Annotated in this window: 11 protein-coding genes; 6 read left to right on the top strand and 5 right to left on the bottom strand. The window is 39.1% G+C overall.

Features of this window, described 5'->3' with window-relative positions; genetic code table 11:
- Nucleotides 1-35 precede the first annotated feature (35 nt).
- The 3 genes from AC13EX_RS15055 to AC13EX_RS15045 all read right to left on the bottom strand — a co-directional run bounded on the left by AC13EX_RS15055 (nucleotide 36) and on the right by AC13EX_RS15045 (nucleotide 5,669).
- Complete coding sequence (locus tag AC13EX_RS15055) at nucleotides 36-1,805, bottom strand: SLC13 family permease (protein ID WP_482893318.1); 1,770 nt, start codon at nucleotides 1,803-1,805, stop codon at nucleotides 36-38.
- Between the two features lie 8 nt (nucleotides 1,806-1,813).
- Nucleotides 1,814-4,111 carry an acyl-CoA dehydrogenase family protein gene (locus tag AC13EX_RS15050; RefSeq protein WP_482893317.1) on the bottom strand — a complete coding sequence of 766 codons (2,298 nt, stop codon included), beginning with the start codon at nucleotides 4,109-4,111 and terminating at the stop codon, nucleotides 1,814-1,816.
- A gap of 127 nt (nucleotides 4,112-4,238) precedes the next feature.
- Nucleotides 4,239-5,669, bottom strand: coding sequence for an alanine/glycine:cation symporter family protein (locus AC13EX_RS15045; protein WP_482893316.1), 1,431 nt, complete (start codon nucleotides 5,667-5,669; stop codon nucleotides 4,239-4,241).
- Between the two features lie 522 nt (nucleotides 5,670-6,191).
- Here AC13EX_RS15045 and AC13EX_RS15040 point away from each other — a divergent pair.
- Nucleotides 6,192-7,019: a CvfB family protein gene (locus AC13EX_RS15040; protein WP_482893315.1), complete on the top strand. Its 828-nt coding sequence runs from the start codon at nucleotides 6,192-6,194 to the stop codon at nucleotides 7,017-7,019.
- 177 nt (nucleotides 7,020-7,196) lie between these two features.
- Nucleotides 7,197-8,120 carry an ROK family protein gene (locus AC13EX_RS15035; protein WP_048643380.1) on the top strand — a complete coding sequence of 308 codons (924 nt, stop codon included), beginning with the start codon at nucleotides 7,197-7,199 and terminating at the stop codon, nucleotides 8,118-8,120.
- Here the strand turns inward: AC13EX_RS15035 and AC13EX_RS15030 are convergent.
- On the bottom strand, nucleotides 8,110-8,502 hold the full coding sequence (locus AC13EX_RS15030; protein ID WP_048643381.1) for a hypothetical protein: 393 nt from the start codon (nucleotides 8,500-8,502) through the stop codon (nucleotides 8,110-8,112). The two genes, AC13EX_RS15035 and AC13EX_RS15030, sit on opposite strands and share 11 nt — an antisense overlap.
- A 90-nt stretch (nucleotides 8,503-8,592) precedes the next feature.
- Complete coding sequence (locus AC13EX_RS15025; RefSeq protein WP_482893314.1) at nucleotides 8,593-10,845, bottom strand: hypothetical protein; 2,253 nt, start codon at nucleotides 10,843-10,845, stop codon at nucleotides 8,593-8,595.
- 487 nt (nucleotides 10,846-11,332) lie between these two features.
- Here AC13EX_RS15025 and AC13EX_RS15020 point away from each other — a divergent pair, with 487 nt between their 5' ends.
- From AC13EX_RS15020 to AC13EX_RS15005, 4 genes are read left to right on the top strand one after another with little or no spacing between them, the layout of a single operon-like run.
- Complete coding sequence (locus tag AC13EX_RS15020) at nucleotides 11,333-11,905, top strand: TetR/AcrR family transcriptional regulator (RefSeq protein WP_048643383.1); 573 nt, start codon at nucleotides 11,333-11,335, stop codon at nucleotides 11,903-11,905.
- Nucleotides 11,906-11,950: 45 nt separating this feature from the next.
- The gene (locus AC13EX_RS15015; protein ID WP_482893313.1) at nucleotides 11,951-13,063 is read left to right on the top strand and encodes an efflux RND transporter periplasmic adaptor subunit; all 1,113 of its coding nucleotides are present in this window, start codon (nucleotides 11,951-11,953) and stop codon (nucleotides 13,061-13,063) included.
- A 6-nt stretch (nucleotides 13,064-13,069) separates the two neighbouring features.
- A complete protein-coding gene (locus AC13EX_RS15010) occupies nucleotides 13,070-16,210 on the top strand; it encodes an efflux RND transporter permease subunit (protein WP_482893312.1) in 3,141 nt (1,046 codons plus the stop codon).
- 5 nt (nucleotides 16,211-16,215) lie between these two features.
- A complete protein-coding gene (locus AC13EX_RS15005) occupies nucleotides 16,216-17,610 on the top strand; it encodes an efflux transporter outer membrane subunit (protein ID WP_482893311.1) in 1,395 nt (464 codons plus the stop codon).
- The last annotated feature ends 532 nt before the right edge of the window (nucleotides 17,611-18,142 follow it).

Below are 18,142 nucleotides of genomic sequence, written 5' to 3'. Positions count from 1 at the left end.
TTACCGCCATTTTTTATACTATTGCATATTTTGGGTTAAAGTGGCCATACCCAAAGAATAACAGGGATTCCTACTGCCATTACGAGTAAGGAAAGGGGCAATCCCGGTTTCCAATAATCCCCAAACTGATAACCTCCCGGTCCAAGAACCAACGTGTTGGACTGATGACCTATAGGGCTAAGAAAAGAGGAGGATGCCCCTACTGCAATACTCATTAGAAAAGGGTCAGCGGACAGTTCCAATACGGATGCGATCTGCAAACCAATTGGAGCCATAAGTACAACCGTGGCGGCATTGTTAATTAATGCTGACAGGAGCATGGTAGTGAGCATAATTAATCCTAGCAAGGCCCAGGCTGGTAAATTATCCGAACTTGATAAAATCAATTTAGTTACTGTAGTGGCAGCACCACTTGTTTCGAAGGCTTCACCCACAGGTATCATGGCACCAAGCAAAACAATCACAGGCCAATCAATGCTGGTATAAAGGTTATTTAATGGAAGTATCCTACTAACCACCATTCCCATAGCTGCAAGCGTAAAAGAAATGGCAACTGGTAACCAACCCATCACCACGGCAATAATGGACAAAGCAAACAGGCCAACAGCCAATAAGGTACGCCTTGGTTTACCTATTTTAATGCTTCTTTTGGCCAAAGGGAAGCATTTCATTTCATTAAGCGTATCTGAAATACGGTTTCTTCGTAATTGTAAAAGCAAAACATCCCCTGAACGAAATACCTCATGATCAATCCGCTTAATTAAGGTCCTGTCTCCTCGGGACAATGCCAATAAGTTGACATCATAGCGAGATCTCATGTGAATACTTGAGGCCGTTTGCCCTATTAATGGGGAACTTTCTTGGAGGATGCCTTCGGTATTGATTATCTCATTTTCATCCTCAATATAATCGATCAATTCTTCATCCCCAACAAGTTTAACTTGGTACTTGTTAACGAATTCCTCCAGGTCATCCGTATTGGATTCCAATACGATGATGTCATTCGCCATAAGCACAAAATAGCGGCTTGGCGCATGAATTCTTATTTTGTTTCTGACGATGCCAAGGGCTTTGACGTCTAATTCTTTGTCATCAGTGATGAATTTTATGGCTTTGTTTTCAAGGGGTGAATTACTAGGAATGATGACTTCCGTAATGTAGTTTTCAATTTTGAACAAAGCTTCATTGGCTTGATTCGAGGTCCTTTTCGGAATCAGTCGGTAGCCCAACAAAGAGATAAAAAGCACCCCAGCTGCTGCTATTGACATGCCAACGACGGTAAAATCAAACATGCCAAAAGCTACTTCACCACTTTGTGCACGAAAGGAAGCCACAATAATATTAGGAGGGGTGCCTATTAGTGTAGTCAAACCTCCCAAAAGGGAAGCAAATGCAATAGGCATTAAAATAAGCGAAGGAGAATAATTGTGCTTTCTAGCCATTTGAATGGCCACAGGCATAAAAATGGCCAAAGCGCCTATATTGTTCATAAAGCCAGAAGCAATTGCCACTGCAGCTGAAAGGGTGGCAATTTGTAAGGTGATATTGTTACCAACCTTATCCATAAACGCCACCAAAACATTGACGATTCCTGAATTTTCTAAACCTTTACTTACTACCAAGATGGCAGCTACTGTAATTACGGCAGGGTGGCTAAAGCCCATAAAGGCTTCATCATAAGGTACCAGACCAAGTATGGCAAGTAATATTAAAGCAGAAAGTGCGACAAGGTCGTAACGGATCTTTCCCCAAATAAAAAACAGAAGGGATAAGCCCAGCGTGGCAAAAACGATGATTTCTTCCATATATTGACCTAGGTAGCAATAGGTGATGAAAGACAGGAATCGGGTATATTAAATGCGTTGACCAATGGAACTGCGTCTTTACGTGTTTCCCAGCACAATTGATTGACCATTTTCCTTATGGCCTTGGCTTTACCACCTTCCATATAACCTTGTTCTAGGTACCAACCCTTATGGGTTTCGATTTGGTATAAGGCAAAAAGATCGCAAAGTCTTTTTAGTACAAGTTTCAATTCCGGATCCGTTGTTTGTTTGATTTTCTCAATAAACTGTTCTAAAATTACCCGCTCAATGAAAGCCATTCCTAAGGTGAATAAATGATGTTGTGCAACGTTCACTGCGTCAAAAGGGTCCATCCCTTCATCCATCAAACGCTTTAATCTTTTGGCAGCAGAATTCAGAATGCTACTTTCTCTGTACTGAAAAGCATTTAAATGAAAATCAGGGTCTAATAAATGAGCCTCATCAGTTTTTCGAATGATAAGTGGGTTTTTCTCTGAGAGTGTAGTTTTTGTTTTAGTGACTACATAATCAATAACAGTGAACAAGTTCATGTTCTCAAATTGCTTCTTATAGGAACTAAGTCTACTTTTAGCTACTAACTGTAAAAGAACCGTATTGTCCCCTTCAAATGTGGTGTACACGTCTGAATCATTTTTTAAAGCGTCGATTCTGTTTTCAGACAAATATCCTTTTCCCCCACAGGCTTCTCTACATTCTTGTAAGGTGCTAGTATTGTGCCAGGTTACATAGGATTTCAAGCCAGCTGCCAGTGCTTCAATTTCCTGCATTTCGCTTTCTTTTCTATTTAGAAAGCGATCTGTCATGTGTTCCATTGCAAAATGACAGGCATAAGTTTTGGCAAGTAGTGGCAGAAGTCTCCGCTGATGCATGCGGTAGTTTAAGATAGGGACTTCTGATGTGCCATCAGGTCCAAATTGGCGGCGTTTGTCAGCATACCTTATGGCAATGGTTAGGCCTGACTTTGAAGCAGCAAGGGCCGAACGAGGTATTCCAATTCTTCCACCTACAAGGGTTCCAAGCATTGTGAAAAACCTTTTATTATCGCTAGCAATAGGACTTTGGAAATTGCCTTCATCATCTACGGAAGAAAATTTGTCTAACATATTTTCTTTGGGTACAATGACATTGTCGAAGCCTATCAATCCATTGTCTACACCATTGAGCCCCATTTTTCTCCCACAATCTTCTATAGATATTCCTGGCAAGGTTTTCCCCTGATCGTCTCTTAGAGAAACTATAAAAGTGCTAACACCATAGTCTTTGCCATCAATTATCAACTTGGCAAAAACAGTGGCCATTTTCCCATGTAGTGCAGCATTGCCAATGTACTCCTTGCGGGCATTAATATGCGGGGTATGGATAGTGAAGGTTTTTTCGGCATGATTGTAAGTAGCCGTTGTTTCTATCCCTCTTACATTGGATCCATGATTGGTCTCCGTCATGGCAAAGCAACCTGGTAATTCAAGGCTTCCAATTGCTTTGAGGTATTTTTGATGGTGCTTTTTTGTTCCGAGCATTAATACACTCATTCCCCATAAGCCAAATTGAACACCAAACTTAATTACAGTACTCAAATCCCTATAACTTAGGGTTTCCATTACTGTAAAGTAACCTTCCATGTCATTTTTTCCTCCATATTCTTTAGGGAAACCTATAGAACCATATCCTTTTTCAGCCAATATTTTACACCATATTAATACCTGTTCACGGAAATCTTTCAAGTTGCCCGGATCCACATAATCGAATTCTTTCTTGGCGATAAGAGATTTAACCTCATCGATTAATGGTTTTCTTTTTCCATCAAGAAGTGCTGTTAACTTGGCTATATCGAAGCCTACTTGTGTTTCGTAGGAGGTGGATATATTGGAGTGGGAGGATTTAAAAGTTAAAGCGGCAGATCTGCCTATGATGCCCAACTGGTCCTCCAAATTCCACAATTCCTGTTCTACCCTGGACATGGGGAAAGTATGGGCTACTTCGGGTGCATATTTTTTAAGAATTTCAAGTCCAATACTTGAAAGATGGGGATAATTTGTGTTGTTATCAACAGCCGATTTTATTGTTTGCCACCACATTTCCATTTCTTCCCTGGAAGGTGGAGATTGTGGATCTAGCTTGGCTACTAAATATTTGCGGTCTTCTTCACTCAACCAATCTACCGTTTTGAAAAAGGATTGAAATGCTTGATGTTCGCTGTCGGTTAAAAGTGTATCCGACCATACCATAAAAAGGGTAGGCAGTAGAACAAGGCTTCCATTGGTAGGCTGAGAAAGAAACTTTTCCATTTTTATTTCAGGTTTATGATTTAGTACTAAAAAGGTAAGAAAATATTTCTAACCCTTTCAATAATCTTACCAAAAGTTAAAAATGGATTGAGACAATAAAATTAAAGTGGATTTGGGCAAAAAGCTATTAATCGATATTGTCCCATTCTTTGATGTTTTTTAAATTTAGACTATTGGAATCAAAGGTAGGGTCTAGACCTTTTTTTCTTTGATCTACATAGTCTTTTAATGCAGCCATTGCTGGCTTCCTTAATAATATTATGGCAATCATATTGAGCCAAGCCATCATTCCCACTCCAATATCACCTAAGGTCCATGCCAGCTCGGCAGTCCTTATAGTTCCATAAAAGGTAGCCACCAATATTAATACCCGTAATAAAAACACAGGCCACTTTCTATTTTTGTCTCCTTGAAGGAAGCTTAGGTTGGTTTCAGCGATATAATAATAGGCCATAATGGTAGTAAAAGCGAAAAAAGCCAAAGAGATGGCAATGAATCCTGCACCTAAATCAGGAAAGTGTTGACTAATTGCGTATTGGGTAAATTCTGGTCCGAAAGTTACTCCAGGAAGGTTTTCTACTAAAAATCCACCTTCTGGATTGACTACATTGTACTGTCCGGTAAATAGAATCATGAATGCAGTAGCTGTACAGATAAAAAGCGTGTCAACATATACAGAGAAAGCTTGCACCAAGCCTTGCTTAACTGGATGACTTACTTCTGCGGCGGCTGCAGCATGAGGGGCTGTTCCCTGACCAGCTTCATTGCTATAAATCCCTCTTTTAATACCCCAGGAAATGGCCATTCCAAATATTCCACCGAATGTGGCTTCAGTATTAAATGCAGAGCTTATAATTAAATGAATCACTCCTGGAATTTCTGTGAAATTCAATATCATTATTATCACTGCCATGATGATATAAGCAGCAGCCATAAAAGGGACGACAATTTGAGCGACTTTTCCAATACGCTTTACACCTCCAAAAATAATAAGGGCAAGAAAAACACAAATTAGCAAGCCAGTAATCCAAACTGGTACATCAAAGGCATTTTCAACACTTATGGCAATACTGTTACTTTGTACACCGGGAAGAAAAAAGGCTGTGCTTAGGATGGTGGCAAAAGCAAACAAAACGGCATACCATTGAATTCCCAAACCTTTTGATATATAAAAGGCGGGACCACCTCGGTATTGACCATCTTTTACTTCTTTGTACATTTGACCAAGTGTGGCTTCAATGAATGCCGATGCACTTCCTAGGAAGGCGATGATCCACATCCAGAAAATTGCACCAGGTCCTCCCATGGCTATAGCTGTAGCAACCCCTGCAATATTCCCCGTTCCAACTCGGCCTGATATGGCAATGGCAAAAGCTTGAAAGGAAGTAACCCCTTTATCTGAAGACTCGCCACCAAACAATAATTTTATCATTTCCTTGAAATAGCGGATTTGAAGGAATTTGGTGACAATTGAAAAATAAATTCCGACACCTAAGCAAAGGACAATTAAAGCATTACTCCAAATGATGTTGTTTAGGGCGTATATTATGGACTCCATGTTGTTAGTTTGGTGTGGAAAGATTTGTTTTATATACACAAAGAAAACCTAAAATAGGGTTAATAATAATTTTGAGCCTAAAAAAATGTAGAAACATGTCTTGGTTTAACCCGAAATAGGCAATAGACAATCTATTATGTGCTGAAATCGCTTCAAAATCAGCCACTTCGTTGCTGTTTGGATATTTCACCATAGCGGTGCTATGCTAAAATATCCAAACAGCCTGTTTTTCTTGCGATTGTAACACTTCCCGTAAACACGGGACAGGCATCACCCCTGACCTTGTCAGGGCGGAGAAATCCTATTACATAATCCGGGTTTAAGTTTATTTTGAATGAATATTAAAATTAATTGATGGTCAATGAAGATATTTATTTTTCATTCTATAGCTGCTCTACTGGTAGATAGAAGGGATTATTACTCTCCAGTTAAGCCGACTTTAAAAGCTTGAATAAAACACTGTTAAAAATCATTACCTTTGCGTCCGATTGTAGCTAAATACAAATCTGACGGAAAAACAATATGAAAGAATTAGGAAAAATCAGCACCTTACCGATAAATCGGTTTACAGACAATGGTGCTTACCTCGCTTTAAGTGATGGGGATGAGTTATTAATACCTAAAAGGTACCTTAGTGGAGAGGAGAAAGAAGGGGATTTTAAGGAAGTTTTTGTTTACACAGACAGTGAAGACAGGCCTGTAGCAGTTACGGATCATCCATTGGCCTTGCTGGATCAGTTTGCTGTATTAGAAGTGAAAGATGTAACAAGTATTGGTGCCTTTTTGGAATGGGGTCTGGAGAAGGATTTGTTTCTTCCCAATTCAGAAATGCGTCAGGATGTAAAACCTGGGGAAAAGGTTTTGGTGTTTGTTTGTGTGGATCACCGCACCTCGCGTTTGATTGGGGTGAGCAAGTATGAGGACTTTATTTTATCTGATACCAGTGGATTTGAAGTAGGGCAGGAAGTGAATGCCTTGGTTTTTGACAGCACTGATTTAGGGTATAAGGTATTGATCAATGACTTTTATGAAGGTCTCATTTATTCAAATGAGGTCTTTAAACCATTGGCCATTGGCGATAAGGTTCGTGCATTTGTTAAAAAAATAAGAGAGGACAATAAGATTGATTTAATTATTACTCCTATAGGTCGTCAGAAATTTGATGAAGGAGCAGATCAAATATTAAGCCTCTTGCAGGATAAAAATTTTTTACCGCTTACGGATAAATCATCTCCTGATATCATAAAGGAGACATTGGGAATGAGCAAGAAGCATTTCAAACAGTGCATCGGACAACTGTACCGGAAAAAGATCATCGTAATAAAAGAAGATGGCATATATAAGGTCTAAATGACCTCATAAAGTTTATTTTATCAATTATATTATTGAAAAAAGGAATTAGTAGGAAAATCTGCTATTTTTGCCCTGTTCACTATTTTAAGATCAACCTGATTTTTCGTTAAATTGATCGTTGATCAAAGGCTTAATAAGCGGTATTTACATCTTGTAATTTGATTAGAGTATAGAATGAATAACAAAACTGAAGTGTTTTTAGGCATAGATGTGGGAGGAACTCACGTAAAAATAGGCTTGGTAGATACCCGTGGTCAAATTATTCAATTTGGCAAAGAGGAAACAGCATTACTTCGTAAAAGTGCACAGGGTTTTAATAAGGCTTTTGTGGAGGTAGTTGGAAAATACCTTAAAAGTAATCCTGAGGTAAAACATGTTGGAATAGGCCTTCCAGGCTTAGTAAGTAAAGACAGAACGACCACATTAGAAATACCAGCCATTTCTGAACTAAATGGTTTTAATTTAAAGGGGGCGCTTTTAGAAAATTACCCAGATATTATTTTTCATCTTGAGAATGATGCTAGTGCCGCTGCTTTAGGTGAATTCCATTTTGGGAAAGAAAAAATTTCTGATAATTACCTATTTATTACCTTGGGTACAGGCATAGGAAGTGCCCTTATTCTTGACAAAAAAGTGTTTAAAGGTGTTCGTGGTAATGCCATGGAAGTTGGGCATATGCTCTCTAGGGGAAATAGCAGGCTAGAACCTTTAATCGGAAGAAATGGTATTCTCACTATGGCTGCTAAGATGATAGAGCAGTATCCAGATGAAATTGGTGAATTAAAAGACCAGGAATTGGGAATTCACTTACTGGTAGCTTCTGCGAAAAATGGAAACGGAATTGCTTTAAGAACTTTTGCCGAATTAGGTGCAATTTTAGGAGAAGCATTGGTGTCCACAATACGTATTTTGGATGTTACTGAGGTGTATTTTGGAGGTGGTATATCAGCTGCCCTTCAGTTTATCCAACCTCAAATGGAGAAAACAATTCGTCAATATTTAAGTCCTTATTACCTTAATGACTTAAAGTTAGAAAGAGCTACATTAGAAAATGATGCAGGCACCTTAGGTGCAGCAGCATTATGTTTTATGGATTAAGGGTGGTTACCGTAACTTCACTTACCTTATTTATAGCATTGAGTCGAAAAAGAACCTTTAGGGGTTCTTTTTCTATTTGTTGCTCACAGCGATCTGAAGGTTCGAGGAAGTAGATAAAAAAGCTTTGACTCTTATCTACAAGCTCTACCCGATCTGGGCGGCCAAAAGTAATGATGATTTCTTGGTTGTTTTTTGCTAGAAAAGTGTTTTTTAATTTCCTTATTTCTTCCACATCCTGTAGGCGTAAACCTAGGCAACCATTACGGTCCTTTTTCCAGTTTTCCATATTTATGGCCCCAGTATCTAATTTCCCTGAACAAGAAAAACCTGAGGCAAGTATAATTAATATGAAAAAGGAAAAGGTAATTGATTTGTAAGCCATGATATATTGGTAAAGGTTGCAAATAATCTTGCAAAATTAGTGGGATTGTTTGATTGACTTAGTATGTATGTAAGAAAAATACAAGTATTTTTAAAAATTCAGGGTAATTGGTTCAGAGGCTGATAAATGATACGTTTTGTTTTGGTACTTCATAATAACATTCCGATCTGTTTCTACACGATGAATCATCCCCTTCTTTAACTGAAACATAAAAAGACATTTTTGGTCAAAGGTCACATCGACAATTCCATCCCCATCTAAATCCATAGCTTCTCCTTCTCCTCCCGCAGCATGAACTCCACGGTATTGATTTCCCTCAATACTAGCCAGTGCAGTGCTAAAGCCATTTTTTTTCCACTCAAAAGTTTTCTTTATTTCTTTAGCACTTATTCCTGAAGCTGATTTAGGATATACTAAAAGATCTATGGAAGGGTCTTTTGATTCAAACCTAACAGGTTTTAACCAACCATAAGTGCTTTGGATGGATTCCCCCGAACTGTCTGTTTGAATGTCCTCATTAAGGCCTATAAAATATTGTTGGTCTCCATTTACGGAAAATCCAGTATGTGCGGAATTTTCGCTTATTTCTGTTAAGAGTTGATTACCATCATTTTCTAATAAAGGTACTGTCAGACCGAAGGGTAGGTCTTGGGCATTCTTTAGTCTGGTAACCAGAAGATCTGGAGTTAGAATAAATTCCTGACTAAAATAGGGCCCACCTCTACCTGTTACAAAATTATAATGGATGGTGAACCGAACCAATAGAGGATGAACAAAATGAATTTCAGCCTCTGCCTGATAAGTAGCAGGCACATCAGCTATTCTTACCCAATGCCCTCTTTCCATCCATTCAGGACCAAAGCTTATTCCAGATTGTGGGCGATAACTGTCTACTAAGGTTCCATTTCCCGTTTTCATCTCAAAGGAAGGTGTTTTGGTAAGGTCGTGCTCCCCATCCGAGGGACCTAAACGTCCGTCCCAACCTGATTTTACCATTCGTACAGCACCCAATGGGGTCCAGCTCAAACCGTATTTTGGTACCGTAGCTCCTCTTAGGTTTATCATCACCTGAAAACCTCCGGCATTGGCAAAGAAGGCGCCAAATCTGTTATCAGTGGTAAAGGCATAACCTCCAATTTCTGTAGGGGCAGGGAATTGAGGTATGGCCGATTGTCGAATAAGCCAGGCTTCCGATAAATGTTGGATAAATGCCCCGGTATAATTTCCCCATTGACTGGCTGGTTGGTAACCAACTCTGTCCCCAGGATCAAATTGATTTTTGGTGATGTAAAAAGAGCCAGAGAAGGGACCTGATTTTCTTTGCCAGCGATGGATACTTTTAAAGGCAAGGTTGGCAGCTCTTCTGTATTGACCAGCGAGGTATTTATTGCCATTTTTCCAAGCATCTTCTGCCATTACTTCAAATGCCAACTGGTACAATACATCATTGAAAATATGATTGTCAGTTCTTCCGTTTGGTGGCGCCTGACCATCAGGTGCCTGTGTATATAGGCTGGTGTATGTCCCTCTTCTTACTGCTTCAAGGATTTCAATTGAGGAGGGCCCATCATAGCCCTCAGTAGCTAATGCAATTAGATTCCCTCTGCCAACAGCTTCCACCGCCAGGGATTGAGGATCACTGCTCCAATCTTGATACATGTTCCATTTGTCATTGACAATTCTGATCTTCTGACTGTATTGTGTCCATGCAGTTTCTATAAATTCAGTAGCAAATGCTTTGGTGCTAAGTTGGTGTTGAGCACGATTCCATTCTCCTTTCATCGCATAGGTACACCAATTGTTTGTTCTGCCATCGAAATTTTGCATGACCTCAACCAAAGGTGTTTTCATTCGTTTTTGCCAAAGCTCAAATTGTTTTTTAGAGACATGGGGTTGGTAAAGAGCTAAAGCATTGCTTAGCGGGCTAATAAAAAATTCCCCATGTTCGTCAGGGATAGCTTTACTGCCTTGAGAAAAGGCCAGCGTACTATGCTCCATGGCTTTTATTCCTGCCTCTTTAAGTAAATCACCATGCTCAGCTTTTAGAAGAACCCCAACAGCAAAGGCAAAATACGGAGTGGAATACTGGTGCTCTCGATGGAGGTAGGGGTCTATGATGGCTCCTTTCTCGTCCTGCTGTTTTGCTACTACCAAACAGGTGGCTTCTATGAGTTTTAAGAAAGCGTCTTTGTATACTTCTTCGCTCTCCCAAGGTATAGCAGTAAGATGAAAAGGTTGTGTGATTTGTGCTTGTTGATTTGAGTTTTGGGCCAACAGAACCTGAACTGACAAAAAATACAGGAAGACGACTGTTGAAAGTGATTTAAGTAAATTGTAATTCATTTTAATTCAGGAATTTGATGTGAATTAACTGTGTATTTGAAGTAAGAATAGTGATTAAATGGGCAATTTGTAACTTGGAATAGGTTTATAATATTAAACTTATTTTTCAATCTTGAGAAGGATAAGGCCTTTTTACTATTTCTAAAACCATCCTATCCAAGCATACGTGGGTCAGCATTTTTTTATTTATCGGATTTATATAGCCTAGCTCCGTTACAATGGTATTCTAAATTGGTATAATTTAAGATTTTTTTCAGAATTTTAATATTTTGAATTTAATGTATTTACCTCCTATTAATTCCTTGCATTCAGTTGAAGAACTTTTATTATAGTTTATTTTTTTAAAATGATTCTTTTGAATTTCGTAATTATTTATTCTCTGTAAGAATTATATGCCGTATTTATTAAAATACTAACTGATTTTTCTTGGTGGCCAGAACTCTTGTTCTTAGTTTTGCGTTTAGAATGAACGTTCAATCTATAGATTATGAAAGAAGCACAAGAGTTTTCAGAAAAAGAAATAGCCATCTATAATGGAGCGCTAGAACTTGTGGCCAAATATGGTTTTCATGGTACTTCCATGAGTTTATTGACCAAAGAAGCCAAAGTCTCCACAGGAACGATTTACCATTACTTCTCTAGTAAAGATGACTTAATGAAAAAAATGTACTGCTATTTCCGTAGTCAGTTGGAAGCTTATATTTCAAGCCAAGTAGATGTAAAAGAGGACTATAAGGAGAGGTACTATTTAAGGTGGCAGAAATTGTACCTCTATTATACACAGCATCCAAAAGTTCTGGTATTTTTTGAACAGTTTATTAATTCACCTTATAATTTTGAACGTAGTCCTCACCATTTCACCGGAGCCTATTTTAAATTTCTTAAGGAAGGCATTGATAAAAAATACCTAAAGCCAGCCAAACCCGAGATTTATGTTGCCATGTATATGGGCAGTGTGGTCATGGCCTCTAAAATCAATGTTTTTGGCTCCATATTATTGGAAGAAACAGATAGAGAGCTTCTGATCAATAAATTATGGGTTGGCATGTCCCAAGTATAATTGCAATCAAAACTATTAATTACCATAAATAAATTCTTTGATTAAATGAACAAATTTTCTTTTGTATTTCTTATAGTGCTCATGGCATTGTTCCAATCCTGTTCAGAGGGAGAAACCAAAAATGTTGGAATGAGGCCGGCGCCTTCGATTCCCATTATTGAGATTCCATCCAGGACTTTAACAGGATACGATACTTATCCAACCAGTTTAGAGGGAGTTGTAAGTAGTTCTGTCAGGGCAAAAGTTTCAGGTTATATAACTCAAGTAATGGTAGATGAAGGTCAGGCTGTAAAGAAAGGCCAAAGCCTATTTAAACTTGAGACACAATCTTTAAATGCTGACGCTGCTGCTGCCAAAGCGAATGTTGAGGCGGCCAAGGTAGATGTTGATAAATTAAAACCACTTGTAGAAAAAGGAATTATTGGTGGCGTTCAGTTAAAAACTGCTGAAGCCAGGTACAATCAAGCCATGGCTACTTATAATAGTATATCCGCCAATATTGCTTACGCTACAATAAAGAGTCCTGTTTCCGGACATGTTGGAGCTATTCCTTATCGTGAAGGCGCTTTGGTTAGTCCTAGTGATCCTTTGACCACTGTTTCTCAGGTAGACAATGTTTTTGCCTTTTTCTCCATGAATGAAAAAGAATACCTGAACATGCTTCAGGTTACCAAAGGAGAAACCCTTGATGATAAATTGAAAAATATGTCAGAGGTAGAACTTGAGTTAGTCAATGGGCAGATTTATTCACTCAAAGGGAAAATAAAGACGGTTACCGGTCAGGTAAACCCAACTACTGGAACAGTTAGTTTTAGAGCAACTTTTCCAAACCCAAATCGCTTGCTGGCACATGGCAACAGTGGCAAGATACGCATTCCTAAGACCTATGATAATAAGCCTATAATTCCAGAGGCTTCTATTTATGAGCAACAAGGTAAAACCTACGTGTACAAGGTAGGAGCAGATTCAGTTGTTACGGAAGCATTGATTGAAATTGGTGCAAAAGTAGGTCTACTTCTAGTCGTTGATGAAGGTATCGAAGAAGGAGATAAAATTGTTTACCAAGGTATTGATAAGTTGAGAGATCAGATGAAAATTGCTCCTCGTCTTGCGCCTTTCGACAGTGTGGCTGGAAAATTAAAAGTAGCTTTTAAATAAGATAAAATGCTAAAACAATTTATAGACAAACCGGTATTATCTACCGTAGTATCTATCCTAATACTAATTCTTGGGATTTTGGGCTTGATATCCCTTCCTGTAAGTCAATATCCAGACATTGCTCCCCCAACAGTTCGAATAACAGCTTTTTACCCTGGAGCAAATGCTGAAACAGTATTGGAAAGTGTAATTATTCCCATTGAGGAACAGGTGAATGGGGTGGAGAACATGGATTATATCACCTCTACTGCAAGTAACAGTGGGACAGCTACAATTCAAGTGTTTTTTCGACAAGGTGTAGATCCGGATATCGCAGCGGTAAATGTTCAGAATAGGGTGGCTAGAGCCAATCCTCTACTTCCAAGTGAGGTGGTTCAATCGGGGGTGATTACACAAAAACAGCAAACCAGTTCCTTGATGTTTTTTACCATGGTATCAGATAATCCTGATTATGATGCCACTTTTATTCAAAATTACCTAAACATCAATGTTATACCCACACTGAAGAGGATTAAAGGAGTAGGGGATGTGACAGTATTTGGGTCTAAGAATTACGCCATGAGAATTTGGCTTAGGCCAGATAAGCTTACCGCTTATGGTTTGATGCCTTCAGATGTGACTGCAGCCATTAATGAGCAAAGTTTGGAAGCAGCAGCTGGTTCTATTGGACAGAATAATGCCGAGGCATTTGAGTATGTCATTAAATATGGAGGCCGCTACAAAAACGAAGCCCAGTATGAGGACATTGTTATCAAAGCATTGGGTAATGGACAGTTCTTGCGTTTGAAGGATGTTGCAAAGGTTGAAATGGGAGCACAGGGATATTCGGTAATGTCATATACCAATGGGAATCCTGGTGTGAGTATGGCTGTATACCAAACACCTGGGTCCAATGCTCAGGAAATAATTAACGACGTCAAAGCTTCTTTGAATGACCTTGAAGATCGATTTCCTAAAGGTTTGTCGATTTTCATAAATTTTGATACCAATGATTTCTTAAATGCTTCCATTGCTAAAGTGGTAACTACGCTTGTTGAGGCATTTATTTTGGTTTTTATCGTTGTGTTTATTTTCCTTCAGGATTTTAGATCGACATTGATTCCTGCTATTTCAGTACCGGTTTCAATTGTTGGAACCTTCTTTTTCCTAAATATTCTGGGGTATTCGGTTAACTTATTGACGCTTTTCGCTCTGGTTTTAGCCATTGGTATTGTGGTTGATGATGCCATAGTCGTGGTAGAGGCTGTACATGCCAAAATGGAGGCTGGAGCAAAAAAAGCACGACATGCCACTCATCAGGCCATGGAAGAAATTACAGGAGCAATTATTTCAATTACCCTTGTAATGGGGGCTGTTTTTATACCTGTAACCTTTATAACAGGTCCTACCGGGGTTTTTTACGAGCAGTTTGGAGTTACCCTTATGTTGGCGATAGCTATTTCTGCTGTCAATGCATTGACTTTAAGTCCTGCGCTTTGTGCTTTATTATTAAAACCTCATGAGGACCATCCTGACAGGAAACTTAGCTTGGGTAAACGCTTCTTCAATGGTTTTAATAGGGCCTTTGAAGTAACCACGGCCAGGTATGTAGCTGCGTTAAAAATCTTGTATCGATTCAAGTGGATTACAGCTGTGATTTTACTTATATCCTTCGGAGCAATTATTTGGGCTGCTGAAAACACTCCAACTGGCTTTGTTCCTGAAGAAGATAGAGGCTTAATATTTACTGATATTGTATTGCCAGAAGGTGCTTCACTTGATAGAACTGTTGCTGTTACAGAGGAATTAATGAATGCCATTGAAAATCTGCCTGGAGTAGAAGGTGGATCCATGGTCAATGGATTCAGCTTAATTTCTGGTGAAGGAAGCAATTTCGGTCTGGGCTTTATCCGATTAAAACCCTGGGAAGAAAGGGGAGCAGACTCTTTGTCTGCCAAAGCTTTGATAGGGAAAATGTTCGGTATAGCTGCGGGTATTCCTGGAGCAAAAATTTTATTCTTTGCTCCTCCAAGTATTCCTGGGTTTGGAGTGTCTTCGGGTTTTGAAATTAAATTTTTGGATCAAACTGGAGGTAGCTTTAATGAGCTGGACGAAAAGGTCAAAGAGTACATGGGAGAATTGATGGGCAGGCCTGAAATCCTTTATGCGCAAACTGCATTTAGTACCGGCTATCCACAATATGAGATGGTGCTAAACATACCTAAGGCCAAAGAGGCAGGGGTAAGTGTAAGCAGTATTTTGGGAACGCTTCAAGGCTATATTGGAAGTATCTACGCCGCTGACTTTTCCAAATTTGGTAAGCAATATAGGGTTTATATTCAAGCCATGCCTCAGGATAGGTCTGAAGTAGATGATCTCAATTCATTATTTGTTAGAAATAGTAAGGGAGAAATGGCACCTATTTCTGAGTTCCTATCTCTTAAGCGGGTTTATGGACCTCAGGCAGTAACAAGGTTTAACCTTTTTAACTCTGTTTCTATCAATGGAGCAGCAGCACCGGGATACAGTACAGGAGATGCGATTAAGGCAATTCAGGAGGTGAATGAAAAGAGTCTACCGAGAAACTTTACTGTAGATTATTCAGGCTTGACCAGAGAGGAAATCAATGCAAGTAGTCAGACTACCATCATTATATTACTTAGTGTTCTTTTCGTTTACTTTATTTTGGCTGCCCAATACGAAAGTTACCTGATTCCTCTTGCCGTTCTATTGTCCTTACCTGTAGGTGTTATGGGCGCTTATTTGACCACCTATTTCTTAGGTATGGAGGCGAATATTTATTTTCAAATCGCAATGGTCATGCTGATAGGCTTGCTGGCTAAAAACGCCATTTTGATAATTGAATTTGCCATGCAAAGAAGGGCTGCAGGTGCATCTATAGTAGATGCAGCTTTTGATGCGGCCAAGGTGAGACTTAGACCAATTCTTATGACATCATTTGCCTTTATAATAGGCTTATTACCGCTGGCTTTTGCCAATGGTATAGGTGCCGCAGGTAACAGGTCCATTGGTACCGGTGCTGTAGGAGGATTGCTGATAGGTACAGTTATAGGCGTTTTTGTCATCCCTATTTTGTTTATATTATTTCAATGGCTTCAAGAAAAAGTCGGTCGTAAAAAAGAAGTTGAAGCTTTAGAAAATGCTTAATTACTATGTTAAATAAAAGTCTATTATATATACCTTTTTTGTCCTTGCTATTATCTTCTTGTTTTGTGGCAAAAGACTACGAACAATCGGATAAAGTAGTGGATGAGGTTTATTACAGAACGGATTTATTGCCGGAGGACAGTATTTCGATGGCTGATTATTCTTGGAGAGAGGTTTTCTCCGATCCAAATCTAGTGCGCCATATAGAAGCAGGATTAGAAGCCAATTTAGATATTAGAATGGCTTTACAAAATATTCTTGAAGCCCAATCCTATTACAAACAAGGGAAGTGGGGGCAATTGCCCACCTTGAGCGGAACAGGAAAAGTAACGCATCAGGAATTGTCAAAAAACTCACAGTTCGGGGCTTTCTTTGATGGGGGAATTACCCAATATGAGGTTTCTGCTGGTTTTTCTTGGGAGGCTGATATTTGGGGTAAAATTAGAAGTCAGCGAAGAGCATTTGAAGCATCCTATTTGCAATCAATTGCAGCTCATCAGGCAGTGAAAACTCGATTGATCAATGACATTGCCAATCTCTATTTCAGGTTGTTGGCATTGGACCAGCAATTGGAATTGACCAATGAAACGATCAAAAATAGAGAACAGGCTTTGGAAACCACTGCTTCATTGAAAATTGCAGGAATTGTTACAGAGGTAGGCGTGAAGCAAACGGAAGCGCAGCTCTATACGGCAAAGGCCTTGAAAGTTGATTTGCAAAGAGACTTACATTTGGTAGAAAACACCCTTTCCATACTCTTGGGCAAATCACCTGAGGATATTTCTCGAGGTGACTTGGATGATCAGCAGCTACCAGAAGCATTGTCCATTGGTTTTCCAGTGCAATTGCTTCGCAATAGGCCGGATGTATTTGCAGCGGAATACGGATTAATTAATGCTTTTGAAATGAGCAATGTGGCCAAGACGAATCTTTACCCATCCCTGACCATTTCTGGTACAGGAGGTATTCAAGGTTTGGAGTTGGATCAGTTGTTTAGCCTTAATTCTGTTTTTGCCAATGTAATTGGTGGTTTAACCCAACCTATCTTAAATGGTAGAAGGTTGAAAACCCAGTTTGAAGTTTCTTTAACCCAACAAGAGCAAGCTTATTTGAATTTCAGAAAAACCATTTTAACAGCTGAAAAGGAAGTTTCCGATGCCATTTATAATTTTGATTCGGCAAAAGAAAAAGAGGCTTTGGTAAGGAAAGAACTGGATGCCAATAGAGTGGCCATTGAGTATTCCGAAGAATTGCTTGACAATGGTATTGGCAATTATCTGGAAGTAATCACCGCTAGGGAAAATGCATTGAATTCTGAGATTAAATTAATCAATACCCGCTACGCGCAGATGGAAGCCCTTACCAATTTATATAGGGCACTTGGTGGTGGTTGGCAGTAATTGCTTTTGATAGTAATACTCGCAATTCAATTTCTTGTGTCTGCTTTTGCGAAAGCATATGCAAGTGGACAGTTTTCCTTATAAAATTGTATTGCTAAAGGTTTTAATGCCAAAAAGTAATGGCCCCTCAATATTTTGCTTTGATACAAAGCGAAATATTGAGTGGGCTTTTTGCATGCTAGCAAACCGAACCTATTTTCTTGTGATTATTTTATCCCGAAATATGCATAAGACATTCTATTAAGTGCTGAAATCGCTTTAAAATCAGCCACTTCGTTGCTATTTTCAATTTCACCATAGCGGTGCTATGCTGAAATCTTCAAACAGCCTGATTTTCTTGCGATTGCAACACTTCCCGTAAACACGGGACAGACTATCACCCCTGGCATTGGGGTCGTGTACTGAAATAGGTTGACACAATTTAATTAAAAATTGTAAACCTATAATCGGACAAAATGAGTGAATTACAAAAGTTCTCCGAAGATGCAAGGAGAAAAATCGTTATGGAAGTACTTTCAGGTACTTTAAGCAA

This window comes from Cyclobacterium sp. L-R, assembly GCF_056859355.1.
This window is presented reverse-complemented; position numbering and strand designations above follow the sequence as displayed.